The sequence below is a fragment of the Nonomuraea sp. NPDC003201 genome, from assembly GCF_053590415.1.
Genome location: NZ_JBSFTC010000007.1, coordinates 13,474 through 28,931, shown reverse-complemented (window position 1 = coordinate 28,931; position 15,458 = coordinate 13,474). Strand labels below are relative to the sequence as shown.

At 67.0% G+C, this 15,458-nt stretch carries 11 protein-coding genes; 3 read left to right on the top strand and 8 right to left on the bottom strand.

Annotated elements, in window-relative coordinates; translation table 11 throughout:
• Positions 1–38: 38 nt before the first annotated feature.
• The 3 genes from ACWDX9_RS05365 to ACWDX9_RS05355 form a co-directional block, all read right to left on the bottom strand.
• Entirely contained in the window at positions 39–2,354 is a 2,316-nt protein-coding gene (locus ACWDX9_RS05365) for a sodium-translocating pyrophosphatase (protein WP_449949357.1), read from the bottom strand.
• A gap of 1,477 nt (positions 2,355–3,831) precedes the next feature.
• On the bottom strand, positions 3,832–4,251 hold the full coding sequence (locus ACWDX9_RS05360; protein ID WP_350739630.1) for an ATP-binding protein: 420 nt from the start codon (positions 4,249–4,251) through the stop codon (positions 3,832–3,834).
• Between the two features lies 1 nt (position 4,252).
• Complete coding sequence (locus ACWDX9_RS05355) at positions 4,253–4,603, bottom strand: STAS domain-containing protein (RefSeq protein ID WP_043629845.1); 351 nt, start codon at positions 4,601–4,603, stop codon at positions 4,253–4,255.
• Between the two features lie 409 nt (positions 4,604–5,012).
• Between ACWDX9_RS05355 and ACWDX9_RS05350 the strand changes: the two genes are divergently transcribed.
• Positions 5,013–7,529, top strand: coding sequence for a DEAD/DEAH box helicase (locus ACWDX9_RS05350; protein WP_449949355.1), 2,517 nt, complete (start codon positions 5,013–5,015; stop codon positions 7,527–7,529).
• A gap of 271 nt (positions 7,530–7,800) precedes the next feature.
• Here the strand turns inward: ACWDX9_RS05350 and ACWDX9_RS05345 are convergent, their stop codons facing one another.
• On the bottom strand, positions 7,801–9,471 hold the full coding sequence (locus ACWDX9_RS05345; RefSeq protein ID WP_449949352.1) for a hypothetical protein: 1,671 nt from the start codon (positions 9,469–9,471) through the stop codon (positions 7,801–7,803).
• A 903-nt stretch (positions 9,472–10,374) separates the two neighbouring features.
• Between ACWDX9_RS05345 and ACWDX9_RS05340 the strand changes: the two genes are divergently transcribed.
• A complete protein-coding gene (locus tag ACWDX9_RS05340) occupies positions 10,375–11,115 on the top strand; it encodes a class I SAM-dependent methyltransferase (RefSeq protein WP_449949349.1) in 741 nt (246 codons plus the stop codon).
• 29 nt (positions 11,116–11,144) lie between these two features.
• On the opposite strand, the gene ACWDX9_RS05335 is transcribed toward ACWDX9_RS05340, so the two are convergent.
• The 3 genes from ACWDX9_RS05335 to ACWDX9_RS05325 are packed head-to-tail and all read right to left on the bottom strand — an operon-like array spanning position 11,145 to position 12,395.
• On the bottom strand, positions 11,145–11,501 hold the full coding sequence (locus ACWDX9_RS05335; protein WP_449949493.1) for an Rv3654c family TadE-like protein: 357 nt from the start codon (positions 11,499–11,501) through the stop codon (positions 11,145–11,147).
• Positions 11,502–11,538: 37 nt separating this feature from the next.
• A complete protein-coding gene (locus tag ACWDX9_RS05330; protein WP_449949346.1) occupies positions 11,539–11,931 on the bottom strand; it encodes a TadE family type IV pilus minor pilin in 393 nt (130 codons plus the stop codon).
• Complete coding sequence (locus tag ACWDX9_RS05325) at positions 11,928–12,395, bottom strand: DUF4244 domain-containing protein (RefSeq protein ID WP_449949343.1); 468 nt, start codon at positions 12,393–12,395, stop codon at positions 11,928–11,930. Before ACWDX9_RS05325 ends, ACWDX9_RS05330 begins: the two co-directional genes overlap by 4 nt.
• 1,232 nt (positions 12,396–13,627) lie before the next feature.
• Here ACWDX9_RS05325 and ACWDX9_RS05320 point away from each other — a divergent pair.
• Entirely contained in the window at positions 13,628–14,029 is a 402-nt protein-coding gene (locus ACWDX9_RS05320; protein ID WP_449949341.1) for a hypothetical protein, read from the top strand.
• 462 nt (positions 14,030–14,491) lie between these two features.
• Here ACWDX9_RS05320 and ACWDX9_RS05315 read toward each other — a convergent pair whose 3' ends face one another.
• Positions 14,492–15,280 carry a type II secretion system F family protein gene (locus ACWDX9_RS05315; protein WP_449949338.1) on the bottom strand — a complete coding sequence of 263 codons (789 nt, stop codon included), beginning with the start codon at positions 15,278–15,280 and terminating at the stop codon, positions 14,492–14,494.
• Between the last annotated feature and the right edge of the window lie 178 nt (positions 15,281–15,458).

The following is a 15,458-nucleotide window of genomic DNA, read 5'->3' as shown; positions in this document are numbered from 1 at the left end:
GCAGTAGGGCGGGCGTCTCTCCAGGGTATTGCGGCGTGTTACGAGGCCACGGGCTGGTGCTCGCGGTTGTCGTTGTTGGCCGGTTCGGTGCTCACGGAGCGCCGCTTGGACACCACGATGGCCCCGACCACCACGGCCACCGCCACCACCGTGACGCCGATCCGAAGGGCCGGGTTGCCCGCATACAGCACCACCGCGGGCGCGACCAGCAGCGCCACCAGGTTCATCACCTTGATCAGCGGGTTGATGGCAGGCCCGGCCGTGTCCTTGAACGGGTCGCCGACCGTGTCGCCGATGACGGTGGCGGCGTGCGCCTCCGAGCCCTTGCCGCCGTGGTGACCGTCCTCCACCAGCTTCTTGGCGTTGTCCCACGCGCCACCGGAGTTCGACAGGAAGACGGCCATCAGCGTGCCGCACGCGATGGCCCCCGCGAGGAAGGCGCCCAGCGACGCGTACCCGAGGGCGAACCCGACCGCGATCGGCGTCATGACCGCCAGCAGACCGGGCGTGGCCAGTTCGCGGAGCGAGTCACGGGTGCAGATGTCCACGACCCGGCCGTACTCCGGCGTCTCCGAGCCGTCCATGATGCCCGGCTTGTTGCGGAACTGGTCGCGTACCTCGAAGACCACGCGCATCGCGGCCCGTCCGACCGCCATGATCGCGAGCCCCGAGAAGAGGAACACGACCGCGGCCCCGATGATCAGGCCGACCAGGACGTTCGGCTGGTCGACGCTGAGGCTGAACGTGGCGAACTCGCCGAGCGCGGACTTGACCGCCCCGCTCGCCTTGGCCAGCTCGCCCTCCACCGCGGTGCGGAAGGCGCCGAACAGCGCGGTCGCCGCCAGCACGGCCGTGGCGATCGCGATGCCCTTGGTGATGGCCTTGGTGGTGTTTCCGACCGCGTCCAGGCTGGTGAGCACGCGGGCGCCCTCGCCCTCGACGTCGCCCGACATCTCGGCGATGCCCTGGGCGTTGTCGGAGACCGGCCCGAACGTGTCCATGGAGACGATGACGCCGACCGTGGTCAGCAGACCGGTGCCCGCCAGTGCCACTGCGAACAGCGCGATCGTCACGTTCCCGAACCCGAGCAGGAACGCGCCGTAGACCGCGCCGCCGATGACCAGGGCGGAGTAGACGGCCGACTCCAGGCCGACGCTGATGCCGGCCAGGATGACGGTGGCCGGGCCGGTGGCCGAGCTCTCGCCGATCTCGCGTACGGGACGGCGGTTGGTCTCGGTGAAGTAGCCGGTCAGCAGCTGGATGGCGCTGGCCAGCACCAGGCCGATGAGCACCGCGCCGATGGCGATGAGCCGCGGGTTGGCGTCGGACTGCTCGGTGGCGCCGGTCAGGCCGCTGAAGCTGTCGGGCAGATACAGGAACGCGGCCACGGTGACGAGCACCGCGGAGATCGCGGCCGAGATGAAGAAGCTGCGGTTGATCGCCGACATGCCGTTGCGGTCGCGGTCGCGCATTCCGGTGACGAAGATGCCGATGATCGCCGTGATCACGCCGACCATGGGGACGATCAGGGGGAAGACCAGCCCCTGCTCGCCGAAGGCCACCTTGCCCAGGATGAGGCTGGCGACCAGCATGACCGCGTACGACTCGAACAGGTCGGCCGCCATGCCCGCGCAGTCACCGACGTTGTCGCCCACGTTGTCGGCGATGGTCGCGGCGTTGCGCGGGTCGTCCTCCGGGATGCCCTGCTCGACCTTGCCGACCAGGTCGGCGCCGACGTCGGCGGCCTTGGTGAAGATGCCGCCGCCGACTCGCATGAACATCGCGAGCAGCGCCGCCCCGAACCCGAACCCCTCGAGCACGCCAGGGGCGTTGCCCTGGTAGATGAACACGACCACGGCCGCGCCGAACAGGCCGAGGCCCACGGTGAACATCCCGGCCACGCCGCCGGTGCGGAACGCGATGCGCATGGCGCGCTTCTCGCCCGAATCGTTGGCCGCGGCGGCGACACGGACATTTCCGCGCACGGCCAGCCACATGCCCATGAACCCGGTCAGCGCGGAGAAAACCGCACCAACCACGAAGAAGATCGAACGTCCGACGACTACGTCCGTTTCCCCCGGTAGTAGGAGCAACAGGATAGGTATTGCGACGACGAAGATCGCCAATGTGCGGAACTGGCGCGCCAGATAAGCGGCGGCGCCTTCTTGTACGGCACGCGCGATGTTCTGCATGCGCTCCGTGCCTTGGCCGGCGGACAGCACTTCGCGCACCAGGCCGCCGGCGACGGCTAGTGCGATCAGTGCGACCGCGGCGACCACGATCACGATGGTGAGATTGTTTCCACTCAGGGCCAGATTGGACGCTGGCTCCGCTGCCAGCATGTGCCTGCTCATCGTTCTCCTCGGCAAGACCGGTCGTCCTGCCCGGGCGGTGCTGCAGTTTTCCTCGGCGGGTGTTGCGGCACCATCCGGGTTGTGGGTGCCGCTTCCGGTTGAATCCGCGTTCCGCCGGATCACCTTGGCCGGTGCCGGGAGTCTACGCAGGCACTGAACGGATATGAAGGCTCTCGAGGTGGCTATTTGTGCGCGCGTCCAGTAATCCCCTGACAGCGGGCCGGTTTGCGGCCTGACAGGCGAAATTTCCCCGGGTTTAAGGTCATGAAAACCTCTGGATAGTGACGGACCGAAACTTGGGCCGCCTGGAGCGATGCTGGAGGGACCTGAGAGGCGGAGGCCGACCACCGAAACGACCGCCCACCATGGTCACCGCCACCTACCACCGCCACCCGACCACGGCACCGCCGCCCAGGACACGGCACGCGGGCCCCCTACCCGCGACCACCCCACCGGGTCCCCGTGAACAAGGCCACATCGAGGGCCCGCCCACGCCGCGAACCACACCTCATCCGACGACCGGAATCGCCCACCGCCCCCGTCGAGGGCCCCGCCACGCGACGACCGGAACCACCGTCCGCCTTGTGCACCCATTCACCCACATGGCCACCCACACCGCGGCCGCGTTCCCGCGAGAGGCTCATTCACCCCACATGACCGCCCCACGCCACGGGCTTGTCCACGCCATACGACCGCCCCACGCTACGGGCGTGTTGCACGCCATACGACCGCCCCACCGCCACGGGCGTGTTCACCCATACCACCGTCCACGCCATATGACCGTCCATGCCGGGGACATGTTCCCCCACTGGCCGCCCCGCTACGGGCATGCTCACGCCATACGACCGTCCATGCCATGGGCGTGTCAGCCCCACGAGCCGGTCCACGCGCTGAGGCCTTCGTTCGGAGTGGCCGTCGCGCTATGGCCAGCCTCGTCGCATCCCGCAGGGCCGCTCGCCTCGGGAACCCGCTTGCCACGCGGCCGCCCCACCACGAACCCGCCCACTCCGCGAACCCGCCTGTCCGCCTGTCCGCCTGCCCGCCTGCTAAGCCCACCCATAGGACCGGCCTCCCCGCGAACCGTTCGCCCCGCGCGACAGCCAGCCCACGAACTCCGACCGCTCGTCGCGGCCACCCGTAGGGCCGACTCCGCCTCACGAACCCACTCACCCCACGCGACAGCCCGCCTACAAACCCGGTTTGCCCGTCGGGGCCACCAGTAAGGCCGACTCCGCTCCACGAACCCCACTCGCCCCGTCGGGCCGGCGAAAGGCGGAAGCCACGGTGCCCGTGCGCCGTGACGGTGGCCGGCCACGTGCGGGTCAGCGGGCGTCTCCCTGGAGGCGCTCAGCCACGTGCGGCGGGTGGCGCCGCCCGTGCTCCGCCGTACAAGATGGGGTTTTTGATCACAGAACGGCCGCACGCCGGGCGCCACAAAGGGACGCCCGGCGGAACGAGGCGGGACGGCGGAGCCCGCTCAGACCTTGGCGGTCGCGGGCCAGCTCATGCGGATGTTCGTGCCCTTCGGGCTGGGGAAGATCTCGACGTCGTCGGCCAGGCCCTCGATGACCGCAAGGCCGAAGCCTGACATGAACGAGTCAGAGAGCATGCCCAGATCGAGGGGTTGCTCCTGCTTGATCTCATCGCTGGGGGCCTGGTCGCTGACCGTGACTTCGAAACGCCCGGAGTCGTCACGCAGCTCGATGCGGATGGGCTCGCCCGGACAGTGGACGCGGTGCGCCTCGACTGCCCGGGAGCAGGCCTCACCCACAGCGAGCCTGACCTCGTCCAACAGGGACTCCTCCACGCCGGTGCGGCGAGCGATCGCCGTCGCCACCAGCCGCGCGGTCCGCACATGGGCGGGAAGAGCGCTGAACGTCAGCTCGACGGTAGCCATGCTACTTGTCTTTGCCGTGAGCTTCCTTGGCCTCGTCGACCGAAGCGTAGATCCCGAAGACCTTGGTCAGACCGGTAATCCGGAAGATCTTCAGGATGCGCTCCTGCGTGCAGACAAGCTCGAGCGAGCCGTCGTGCGCACGAACCCGCTTGAGCCCCCCGACCAGGACGCCAAGGCCCGTGGAGTCGAGGAAATCCACCTTCTCCATGTTGACGAGCAGGTGGAAGTTGCCCTTGTTCACCAGGTCGATGAGGAGCTCACGCAATCTCGGCGCCGTGTAGACATCGATCTCACCCTCGACCTCCACGATGGTGAGTCGGTCTTCGGTGCGGTGATCCAACTTCAGATCCACAGATCCTCCAGCGCCTCGCCTGCGAAACTACTCTCTTGGGACTGGCAATCTGGAGCGTGGCCCCAGATCGTCCGACCCTGACGCGCGGCATTCAACCATGCGTCTGGCTTGTGTCTATACGAAATCACGATTCCCGGCGACTTTGCCCATCGATGCAAGACTGGAAACAGTGACTTCCTCCGCATCCTCCCCACAACAGGCGGGTCCACTCCTCCGCCACCTGCTCGGTGTTCCCGCACGTCATGAGCGTGTCACCCATGTGGAGCATGTTCCAGCACGTCGGGCGGGTCAAGCGGGATGGCCCAAATGGACGCCAGAAGTACTTGTTACGCGCTTGGCGAACCGCGGGGTGACAGGACTCTGGCCTCACCAGTACGAGGCCGCCGACCTGGCATTCCGTGGCCGAAACGTGATCATCTCAACGGGTACGGCGTCGGGGAAGTCGCTGGCGTACCTCACTCCCGCCGTCGCCTCCTGCCTCGACGGCGGCACGATCCTGTACCTGACCCCGACCAAGGCCCTGGCCGCCGACCAGCTGCGCGGCCTGCGCGAGCTGCGCATCACCCAGCTCCGCGCGGCCTGCTTCGACGGCGACACGCCGTTCGAGGAACGTACGTGGGTGCGCCAGCACGCCAACTACGTCCTGACGAATCCAGACATGTTGCACCGCAGCATCCTCCCCCGCCACGCCCAGTGGTCCTCGTTCTTCCGCCGGTTGCGCATGGTCGTCATCGACGAGTGCCACGGCTACCGCGGCGTCTTCGGCTCCCACGTCGCGCAGATCCTGCGCCGCCTGCGCCGCGTCTGCGCCCGTTACGGCTCGCGTCCCACGTTCCTGCTCGCGTCGGCGACCGCCAGCGAGCCGGGCGCGTTCGGGATGAGGCTGACGGGGCTTGAGATGGACGAGGTGACCGTGGACGCCTCACCCAAGGGTTCCACCACCATCGCGCTGTGGGAGCCGCCCCTGACCGAGCTACGGGGCGAGGGAGGGGCTCCTGTGCGGCGGACGGCCACGGCGGAGGCGGCGGATCTGCTGGCGGACCTCGTCCTGGCCGACGTCCGCACACTCGCCTTCGTACGTTCCCGCCGCGGCGCCGAAACGGTCGCCCTGACGGCCCGCGCCAAGCTCGCCGACGTGGCCTTCTCCCTCTCCACCCGTCACCCCCGCCCCTCCACCCCCCGCCAGCCGAACACAACCCCGCCGGAAACGGACCCCACCCTCAACCACCACCTGGACGCAGCGAAGCCACCCCGCATCACCCAGCCGGCCCCGCCGGAAGCAGATCCCGCCCTCAACCACCGGTCGGGCACAGCCGACACCACCCAGCCGGGCCTGCTGGAAGCAGACCTCACCACCCACCACCAACCACCAGCCCGCGCCATCCAGCCGGAAGCGGATCCCGCTCTCAGCCACCAGCCGGGCACAGCCGAGCCGACAGGCCCCGCCACGCCGGAACCATCCCGGACCACCAGCGGACTCTCCGCGACAACCCCGGCGGTCAGCACGTCAAAGCATGAGGGCCCGGCAGCCGCCCCGGCCTCGGAGAGCTCCCTCAGGTGGGCACTCCCAGACGCCCCCGCCCAGCCCGACTGGACCGACCTCCCCAACAAGATCGCCGCCTACCGCGCCGGATACCTCGCCGAAGACCGCAGGATCCTGGAGAAGGCCCTCCGCTCCGGCACGATCATGGGCCTGGCCACCACCAACGCCCTCGAACTCGGCGTGGACGTCTCAGGCCTCGACGCCGTGCTGATCGCGGGCTGGCCCGGCACCCGCGCCTCCCTCTGGCAGCAGGCGGGCCGGGCGGGCCGCGACGGCCAGGACGCGCTCGCCGTGCTGATCGCCAGGGACGACCCCTTGGACACCTACCTCGTCCACCACCCCCAGGCCCTGTTCGGCCAGCCCGTTGAGGCGATCGTCCTCGACCCCGACAACCCGTACGTCCTGGGCCCCCACCTCTGCGCCGCGGCCGCCGAGATCCCGCTGACCGACGACGACCTGCCCATCTTCGGCACCACCACCTCAACGGTCCTCGATGACCTGGTCTCCCAGGGGCTGCTCAGGAGGCGCCCCGCGGGCTGGTTCTGGACCAGGCGGGAGCGTGCCACCGACCTCGCCGACATCCGAGGCGGCGGAGGCGCTCCCATCCAGGTCGTGGAGTCGTCCACCGGCCGCCTCCTGGGCAGCGTGGACGAGCCGTCCGCGCACACGACGGTGCACACGGGCGCGGTCTACCTCCATCAGGGCGAGACCTTCCTGGTGGAGCTTCTGGACCTGGAGGCCGGAGTCGCCCTGGTGTCCGGCGCGACCCCGGATTTCACGACGTTCGCTCGCGACATCACCGACATTTCCATCCTCGCCACCCAGCGCTCCCATCCCCTGGGCCCAGGCACGCTCCACTTCGGCGAGGTGGAGGTGACCCGGCAAGTGGTCTCGTACCTCAAAAGACGCCTCCAATCAGGCGAGATGCTCGGCGACGAGCCCCTGGACCTGCCACCCCGCACCCTCCGCACCCGCGCCGTCTGGTGGACGCTCCCCGCCTCGGCGGTCGCGCCGCTCGCCGAAGCGGGCATCGACCTCGGTGGCGCCGCCCACGCCGCCGAACACGCCTCCATCGGCCTGCTCCCCCTCTTCGCCACCTGCGACCGCTGGGACATCGGCGGCGTCTCCACCGAACTGCACGCCGACACGGGGCTGCTCACCGTTTTCGTGTACGACGGCCACGAGGGCGGGGCGGGTTTCGCCGAACGCGGCTACGCCCGTGCGGCCGAGTGGCTGACCGCCACACGCGAAGCCATAACCTCATGCGAATGCGAACGCGGCTGCCCCTCCTGCATTCAATCCCCGAAATGCGGCAACGGCAACGAACCCCTCGACAAACGAGGCGCCGTCCGCCTCCTCAACACCCTGCTGTCTTCTCAGTAAAACGCCAAGACATCCACACAAGAACTGCCACCGAGAGCGCGTCACCTGGCGCTCATTTTCCCGCGCGAGCAAGCGCCTGCCGCCCGTAAAGCGGGTCCGCCGGACCCGTTAGCCCGATCACCTGGAACCCCTCCGGAGCGGCTGTCCCGAGCACCCCGCGACCCTCTGGACCTGCCATCCCGAGCGCCCCGAACCCGTCTCCACCTGCGCTATCGCACGCCAACCAAGACCTCGGACCCGGTCGATCGATAAGCCGAATCAAATAGCCGATTTAGCTTTCGCCGTCCCTATGCCGAGGACCCACAAAGGCGCGTTCCTCGCCTTCACCCTTGTCATCATCTTCGCCGGACCAGAAATCGGCCGCCCCCGGCTGCGGACGTTCCCAGAATCCGCTGTCCTCCATTGACCGAGGAGACGGCGGCAGATAATCGTCCCAGCGATCCTCCATCCGCGCGGCGGGCCGAACGGGGGATACATCGGGCTTGGGGACATCCGTGACCGCGGAACTGGGCAAGGTGATGCGAACGGGCCCCTGGCGGGTTTCCGGGACGTCTCGCACCTCCTCCACCACCCCGAACGCGGCGGAGGCCTCCTCACGCTTCCGGTCGAGCGCGGGCGGTGCCGACGACCGTTCCGGAGTCACCCCTTCGGAACTCTCATCCGACACCGGCCGCTGATCCCGGGACTGATCGGGAACCCGAGTCTTGGCGACGGCCAGGATCACGGCGGGCCGCCGCCGGGGCGGGGCCGTGGTGACCGAAACGCTTTCGTTCGCGTGAGCGGCCTGAACCCCGCCGACCGGCGGCGTGCTCACACCCGTGGCCGCTGCCGTCGTACCAGGCGTGGAGCTCTCACCCGTGGCGAGCGCCCGCCGCCGCGCCCAGGCCCCCGCATGGGCGCCGAACAGCAACAGGAGGACGCCCGCTGCGACGTAGAGGCCGTACTGGCCGAGGTTCCCGATCGGTGACTCGCTCGACTGCGCCTTCACGTCGGGCTGGACGGGAGCGGTGTCCGCGCCACCCTTCACGTCAGATGGGCGCAGACCGCCCGTTTCGTCGGCCGTGGGGATCGGCAGGTTCCCGTTCGGGTCGGCGTCGGGTATTTCCGGAAGCTTGGCTGTCGTCCGCTTGTGTGTCGTCGGCTTCGTCGTCGGCAGGGTCTGTCTCTTGGCAGGCAGCGTGGGGAGCGGGTCGACGTTCTTGGTGGTCTTCGGGGTCCGGGTGCCGGTGGTCCTCTTCTTCGTCGGCGTGGGCGTCGGCGCGGCGGGGAAGGCGACGTACGCGGCGGCCGAATTGCCAGACCCGATCGACCCGCCGTCGCCGTCACCCCTGAACGCCTTGACCGTGAACCCCACCTTCTGGCCCTTCGCCTTGGCCGGCACGGCCAGCACCGCCTGGCACGTGGACCCGGCGCACGCGCTGTCGGCGGGCAACCTTCCCACGATGCCGGACTGGCTGTTGGAGACCTCGTACGACTGCAGGTCGGGCTCCGAACCCTTGCTCCAGGTCAGCCGGACCTTGGCGCTGCCCTGCCGGGTCGCGTTCACGTTGCCCGGCGCCCCGGGCGGCCGCCGGAGCTTGAACGTGCTGCTCGCGTATTGGCTCCCCGTGAGCTCTCCCTTGAGGGTCACGGTGAAGGTCCCGTTCGGGGCGTTGCCGGCGTCGAACGTGCCGGAGATCGTCTGGCTCGCTCCCCCTCCGGCGACCTTCTGGCTGGGCGTGGAGGGCCCCTCGACGTAGAGGCCCACGGTCAGCTGTATCACGCCTGTTTGCGCGGAAACGGTCACAGACGAGCTCGAAAGCACCTGGCCGTCAGCGGGCGAGGTGATCTGCCCGGACGTGTCGGCCCGCCAGGTCACCGCGGCGGCCTGAGCGGTCCCGCCAAGCGCGATGGAGCCGGCCACGATCATCCCTGTGGCCACCACTCTGCCGACTACCGTCACGACGCTTCCCTCCATCGAGAGCCTCGCGCCGCCTGACCACCCTGGGGCGTTCACGCGACGACCGGAAGTGCAGTCCGCCCGGCCGATACGGTCACCGACCGTCCCCCTCCCCGCACCCTAGCGACTTCGCTCCGGCGCTCACAGGCGCCTTGTCACATAGGGCATGGACTGAGGGTAAGCGGAACCTTACGGTACATACACAACTCTTGGACACCACGTCTAAGAACTCGTGACGGGATCGCGACCTAACCCCGCAATCCCCAACCGCCACACCCGTTTTCGGCCAATCAGTCGATTCATTCGCGCGTTTCACATCAACCGAAATGTCGCCATTCACCACATTTACGCCCCAAAGACCATGCCACCCATTCGCCAGCGAAGCACACCCGGTCGACGGCTCACGAACGCGACAAGGAAGGCGCAACGCGGGGCAACTCACCCGAAGCGGCCCTCAGGCACAGACCGACCCCAGACGCAGACCAACCCCAGGCACAGACCAACCCCAGGCACAGACCAACCCCAGGCACAGACCAACCCCAGGCACAGACCAACCCCAGGCACAGACCAACCCCAGGCACAGACCGACCCTAGGCACAGACCGACCCTAGGCACAGACCGACCCTAGGCACAGACCGACCTCAGACGCTGACAACCTCAGACGCTGACAACCTCAAGCACAGACGACCTCAAGCACAGACGACCTCAAGCACAGACCGAGAGCGATCTCGGCCCTCGCCACCTGCTCCTCAGACAACACCGACCTCATCTTCGCGCCCGACTCCCCACCCACCCACCTCCCTCCTTCGCCATTAGCTCCCACGCCAGCCAGCCCGCCCCACCCTCCGCCACCAGATCCTCGGCAACGAGGGCTCCGACAGGGTCACCGATCTACACTTCGAGGCCGTGACTGGAACCAAGCGCGGTGGGTCCTTCTACGACGCACCCCAAGTCGTCGGGCGGTACCTCGATCATCGGCATAGTGGCGTGTCGAGCCCCAACCATGTGATGGAGGAACCGGCTTTCCTGGCGGAGTTGGGTGAGGTCGCGGGGCTTCGGGTGTTGGATCTCGGGTGCGGGGATGCGGCCATCGGACAAGTCCTGCTGGAGGCCGGCTGTCGTAGCTACCTGGGCTTGGACGGCTCCGCGGCGATGGTCGAGGCTGCCAACACAGCGTTAGGCGGAACGGCCGGCCGCGTCGAGATGGCTGACATCGAGGACTTCTCCGCTCCACCCTCTTCGTTCGATCTGGTTGTTTCGCGGCTGGCCTTTCACTATGTCGAGGATATCGAGCCGGTGCTGGCCACCCTCCATGGATGCCTGTCACCCGGCGGACGCATCATTCTCACGGTCGTTCATCCGGTTCTGACCTCGCACGACTCCGGCCTTCGGGAGAAGAGAACGTCTTGGGTTGTGGATGACTACTTTCTCCAAGGACCGCGGGAAAGGGAGTGGATGGGCAGCACCGTCACGTGGTTCCACCGCACTGTAGAGGATTATGTTGTCGCGCTCACGAAGGCAGGATTTTCGCTGACCTCGCTGCGCGAGTGTGCACCTTTCGAGGATCGCTTCGCTGGGGATGCTGATGAGTTGGCGCGGCGGCGTCGCGTGCCGTTGTTTCTCCTGCTTTCCGGCATGCGCGCTTGATCACCAGGCGTGTACGCCACCGACGACGATCAAGGAGCCATTTCCGCTGGACCGGCCCTAGATCTGGCCATGAGCGTACGGGGGCCTAATACCGGTAGTGAGATCGACAGCGAGGTCCAAACATCGGCGATTTCGTCAGTGATTTTGCACTGGGCCAACTTCACGCCGTTCTGGCTGGCCAGAGTAGCGGCTCGGGCGCAGGCGGTTTCTGGATTTATTATCGCTAGTTTGGCCGCGGCAAGGGCGCTCAGATCAGCGGCACTGTTTACGCGATGGCGTGCCACGCGTACCGAGCCCAGCGTGGCGAACGCCGTGGCCACCGCCATCAGAAGACCCATGAGAGCTACGCCCCAGAGTGTGGCTGAGCCCTTTTCTTTAGTATTGATGGGGACCTCCTCGCCTGCCGGGCTCGTTTGCCTGTGGCTATGGGGAATATCCAGGCTCGGTGTCGGCGACAGCCGCGGCGGATATTCGTACTGCGGGCAATGATTGGGCCCAGGGTGGTCGTACTTCTACAGTGATCTGAACCTTTGTGGTTTCCGTGTCGCGGGTTACGGCTACCTGCGCCCCCGGGCGGGTGGCCGTACGGGCTCGGATGATGACCTGGTCGAGGGGCTCGCCCCTGGCCGCGGCTCGTGCCGCCGCGCGGGCCACGTCCACGCACTCGAGCTGGGCGCTGACGGCTTGGACGGCCCACAGCGCGGCTGCGAGGACGACCATGAGCGCGGGCAGCATCGCGGCGGTCTCGGCCGTGACCGAGCCCCGCGATGCCGCCCGCTTCCTGCCCAGGGAGGTCCGCGCTTGGCGGACGGTCATCCGGTGGTGGTATTGAGTGCTCGATCGATAAGGGCTTTCAGCATTTCCTGGACCTCTGGACTGCTCACCACCTTGAACAAAAGTGCGGCGAAGGCGCAGGCTGCAATCGTGCCTACGGCGTATTCGGCTGTGGACATACCGCGCTCACGATTGACCGTCGCGTAATGAAGCCATCGGTTGGGTCGCGTCGGAGCGGGGCGGGTGGCGAGCCCGACCGAGGCCGGCTCGGATGATCCGTTTTGCATGCTCGCGCTGATCTTGAGCGGGGTCGAGGCTTCCCTCAGAGACTTGGCCGAGGTCTCCCCTGACGGCCAGGCGGTCTGAGCAGTGGCCTCTGCGGCGGTGTTGAGGGCTGATGGGGCGCTTCGGGTGATGTGGATGCGGCTGAGTGAGAACTTGCCGGCTGTTTTGTTGCTCGATGTGGTGTGACTGCGTTCTGGGGTGGCTTTGATGTCGTCTGGCATGGTGGCGGGACTGTGCATCGTGCCTCCAGGTGGTGCTCGGAGCCGGGGTCTTGTCCGGCGGGAGTCCTTAGGTTGGCCGAAGCAGGGTCGCAGGAGATGGACCGAACGGCGTTCTGTGGATGGACGAGTTTCCGCGGCCCAGCGTTTGTGGATGAAGCGTCTCGGAGCGGATCACGGCGTGGGGTTGGGCCCGGAGAGCACTTAGTTGGGCCTGGAGGTCACGTCGCGGGCTTGGAGACGGTGTTGGCGGCATTGAGAGCCCAGGCAACGGGTTGCGAGTTCGGCGGCGGCGTTGTTTGAGCCCGCCACGCGGCGATGTCTGGACTCGAAGACGGCCCTGCCTAGGCTCGGACGCGGCGCTGCCTGGACCGCGGATACGGCGTTGCCCGCACCAGAGACGGCGCCGCCCGGACCCAAATACGGCACTGTCTGGACTCCGACGCGGCACTGTCTGGACCGCGGAGACGGCGTTGCCTGGGCCGGAGATGGCGCTGTCTCGTCAGGAGCGACATCGGGTAGACACGCGGCGACGTATAGAGCCCTGAGGAACGAGTTGCGTGCCTCGGCGGCGGCGTTGTCTGAGCCCGGAGACGGCGCTGTCCGGACTCGGTGCTGCCTGTGCTCGGACGCGGCGCTGCCCGGACCCTGGAGACGGCGTTGCCCGGGCCCAACGACGGCACTCTCTCATCAGGAGCGGCATCGGGTAGACGCGCGGAGATATAGAGAACCCTGAGGAACGAGTTGCTCGTCCAGAGGGGTGTTAATTGTGCGGGAAGAAGCGCAAAAGGGCAGATGGATGGGTTTGGCCGCTAGAGCCCGGGGCTAAGTGCCCAGAAGGCGATATAGAGGACGCGAGAAGCGTCGTTGCGGCTTAGAGGCGGGGTTGGACGCGCGGGAAGCATCCAGAAAGAGCGTTGCAGAGATCCGTGGGCGGGCGGCCGCTCCAACGCTGCCGCTTGTTACATCGGTCAGATCCGCCCTGCCTCGCCACCGACGATGTGCCAGTCGGTTTTCCGCGTAGACCGGTCTTCAAGGTGTCGGCGAGGTCTTCGGCGGATGGGCCTCTTGCTCATTGACGTATCCGGCGCAGACCCTTTTTGTTGTGGATCTTCGATACGCCGCCAGGCTACGAATTCGTCACTTCTCTCCGCTTCCGCCGGTCATGGGCCTATTTACGTCCACACCTGCGGTGTCCGATTATCTCCTGCGGGAGAAACAACATCAGCTTGCGCATGAAGAACTCCACCCTTGCTACCAGCGATGACTGCCATGGGCGTGGGCTTTCTGTCATCGTGTGCTCATACAGTCAAATCCGGCCCGTCACCAGACCCTACAATCCGTCTGAGCTGGCACAAAGGCAGGAATTCATGGACCTAGAGGCACAGATCCTCGAGTTGCTGTTGCACCTCCGCACGCTCAAAGCGGGCCAGTGCCACGGCAACGACGGCACCGCGACCAGCATGGCTCAGTTGAAGGCCGAGATCAGCAACGTCCAGATCGAGATAAGACAAGACCTCGCCGCTCTTGGCAGCGAGGGCGACGAGATGGCAGCTCTACGACGGCATATGAACGAGCACTTCGCATCCCACCGACCACGATGCTGCAAAGACCCCACTCACGATCGTGCGCAGTGATCGGCTGAGGATTCAGACTCAATCGCTCGCCGAACCTGCATGCAGCTTGGCCTGATCTCTCCGACCTGCACTGAAAGCTCAGGCCATACCCGATATGGGGGTGGTTGCGTTTGGTCGGCTGCCCATGCGACGGCGCGCTGGCCTGGAAGGATTCTTCGGCGGTCGCTGCCTCGGTGAGGACTCGATGCCGGTGGGTGGCGTGAGGCGGCCTGGCGTGGTCGTTTGTCTGGATGGCCTTGTGTTCCTCGATCGCGAGGCTTGCTGCTGGGCCGCAGGTGTTACCCCTCATTGGTGATCAGCGACCCCGTGGTCCGGGGAACTCGGAAGAGGGTGGGGTTGTGTGGGCTTTCTTCCGATGTGCTGGGCGGACTTGATGTTGAGGGTTGATTTTCGCGAGTCCGGGGTTGGCGAGGGTGATTCTACGGCTCTTCCTGATCAGCTTGTTCTGGAAGTGTAGGAGCTTCAGGGGATGATGATTGTGGAGGCCAGGCCGGCTATTACGGGGATGATTCCCAGCAGGACGAATGCCGGGAGAAAGCAGAGGCCGAGCGGGGCTACTGCTTTTACGCCGACGCTTCTGGCTGAGGCGACGGAATCGGCTTTGGCTGCTTCGCGGGCGTCGTCGGCCAGGCGGGTTAGTACGTCCGCTACCGGTGCGCCGCTTTGAGCCGCTCGGCTCATGGCTCGGGAGAGTTGGGCCGTGGCTGGGTCCTTGGCGAGCGTGGCCCAGGTGGGGTCAGGATCGGCGCCCAGGCGTAGTTGGGTGCTGACCCATTTCAGCCGTTGGCTGAGGGGCCCGCCGATCGCGTTGGCGGCGATTTCCGTGGCGTCGCTCGCCGGGCGGCCGGCGAGCAGGCATGCAGTCATCAAGTCGGCGGCGAATGGGAGGTCGGCCGCGATTCGGCGGCGGTCGGGGTGGGTCTGCTGGGGTTGTTTCTTGTGGAGGAAGGCTGCGGCGGCTGGGGTGATCAGGAGGCCGGCGATGGTTCCGGGGATGCCGCCGATCAGGAGTGCGGTGAACAGGCCGGTGCAAGTGGCGATGGTGATCGTCTTGCGGGTGATTCCGGTTGGTGGGGAATCTTGCCAGAGTGGCTCGTCAGTGCGCGCTTGCGTTTGCTGGTGTGGATGTGGCTCTTGAGGCTTGGGCTTGGCTGGCGGACGTAGTCGGGAGAGGCGCTCTGCTGGGGTTCGGGGGGAGAACCACAGCCATATGGCCAACCCGGTGAGCAAGGCGGAGAGCCATTCGAGCATTGGGCGGGGTCCGATCGGTTCGGTGGGGTGGGGCTTGGTGAGTGACCACCTTGGTGGGTGGCGCGCTTGGTGAGTGACGGGCCTGGTGAGTGACGGGCCTGGTGAGTGACGGGCCTGGTGAGTGACGGGCCTGGTGAGTGACGGGCCTGGTGAGTGACGGGCCTGGTGAGTGACGGGC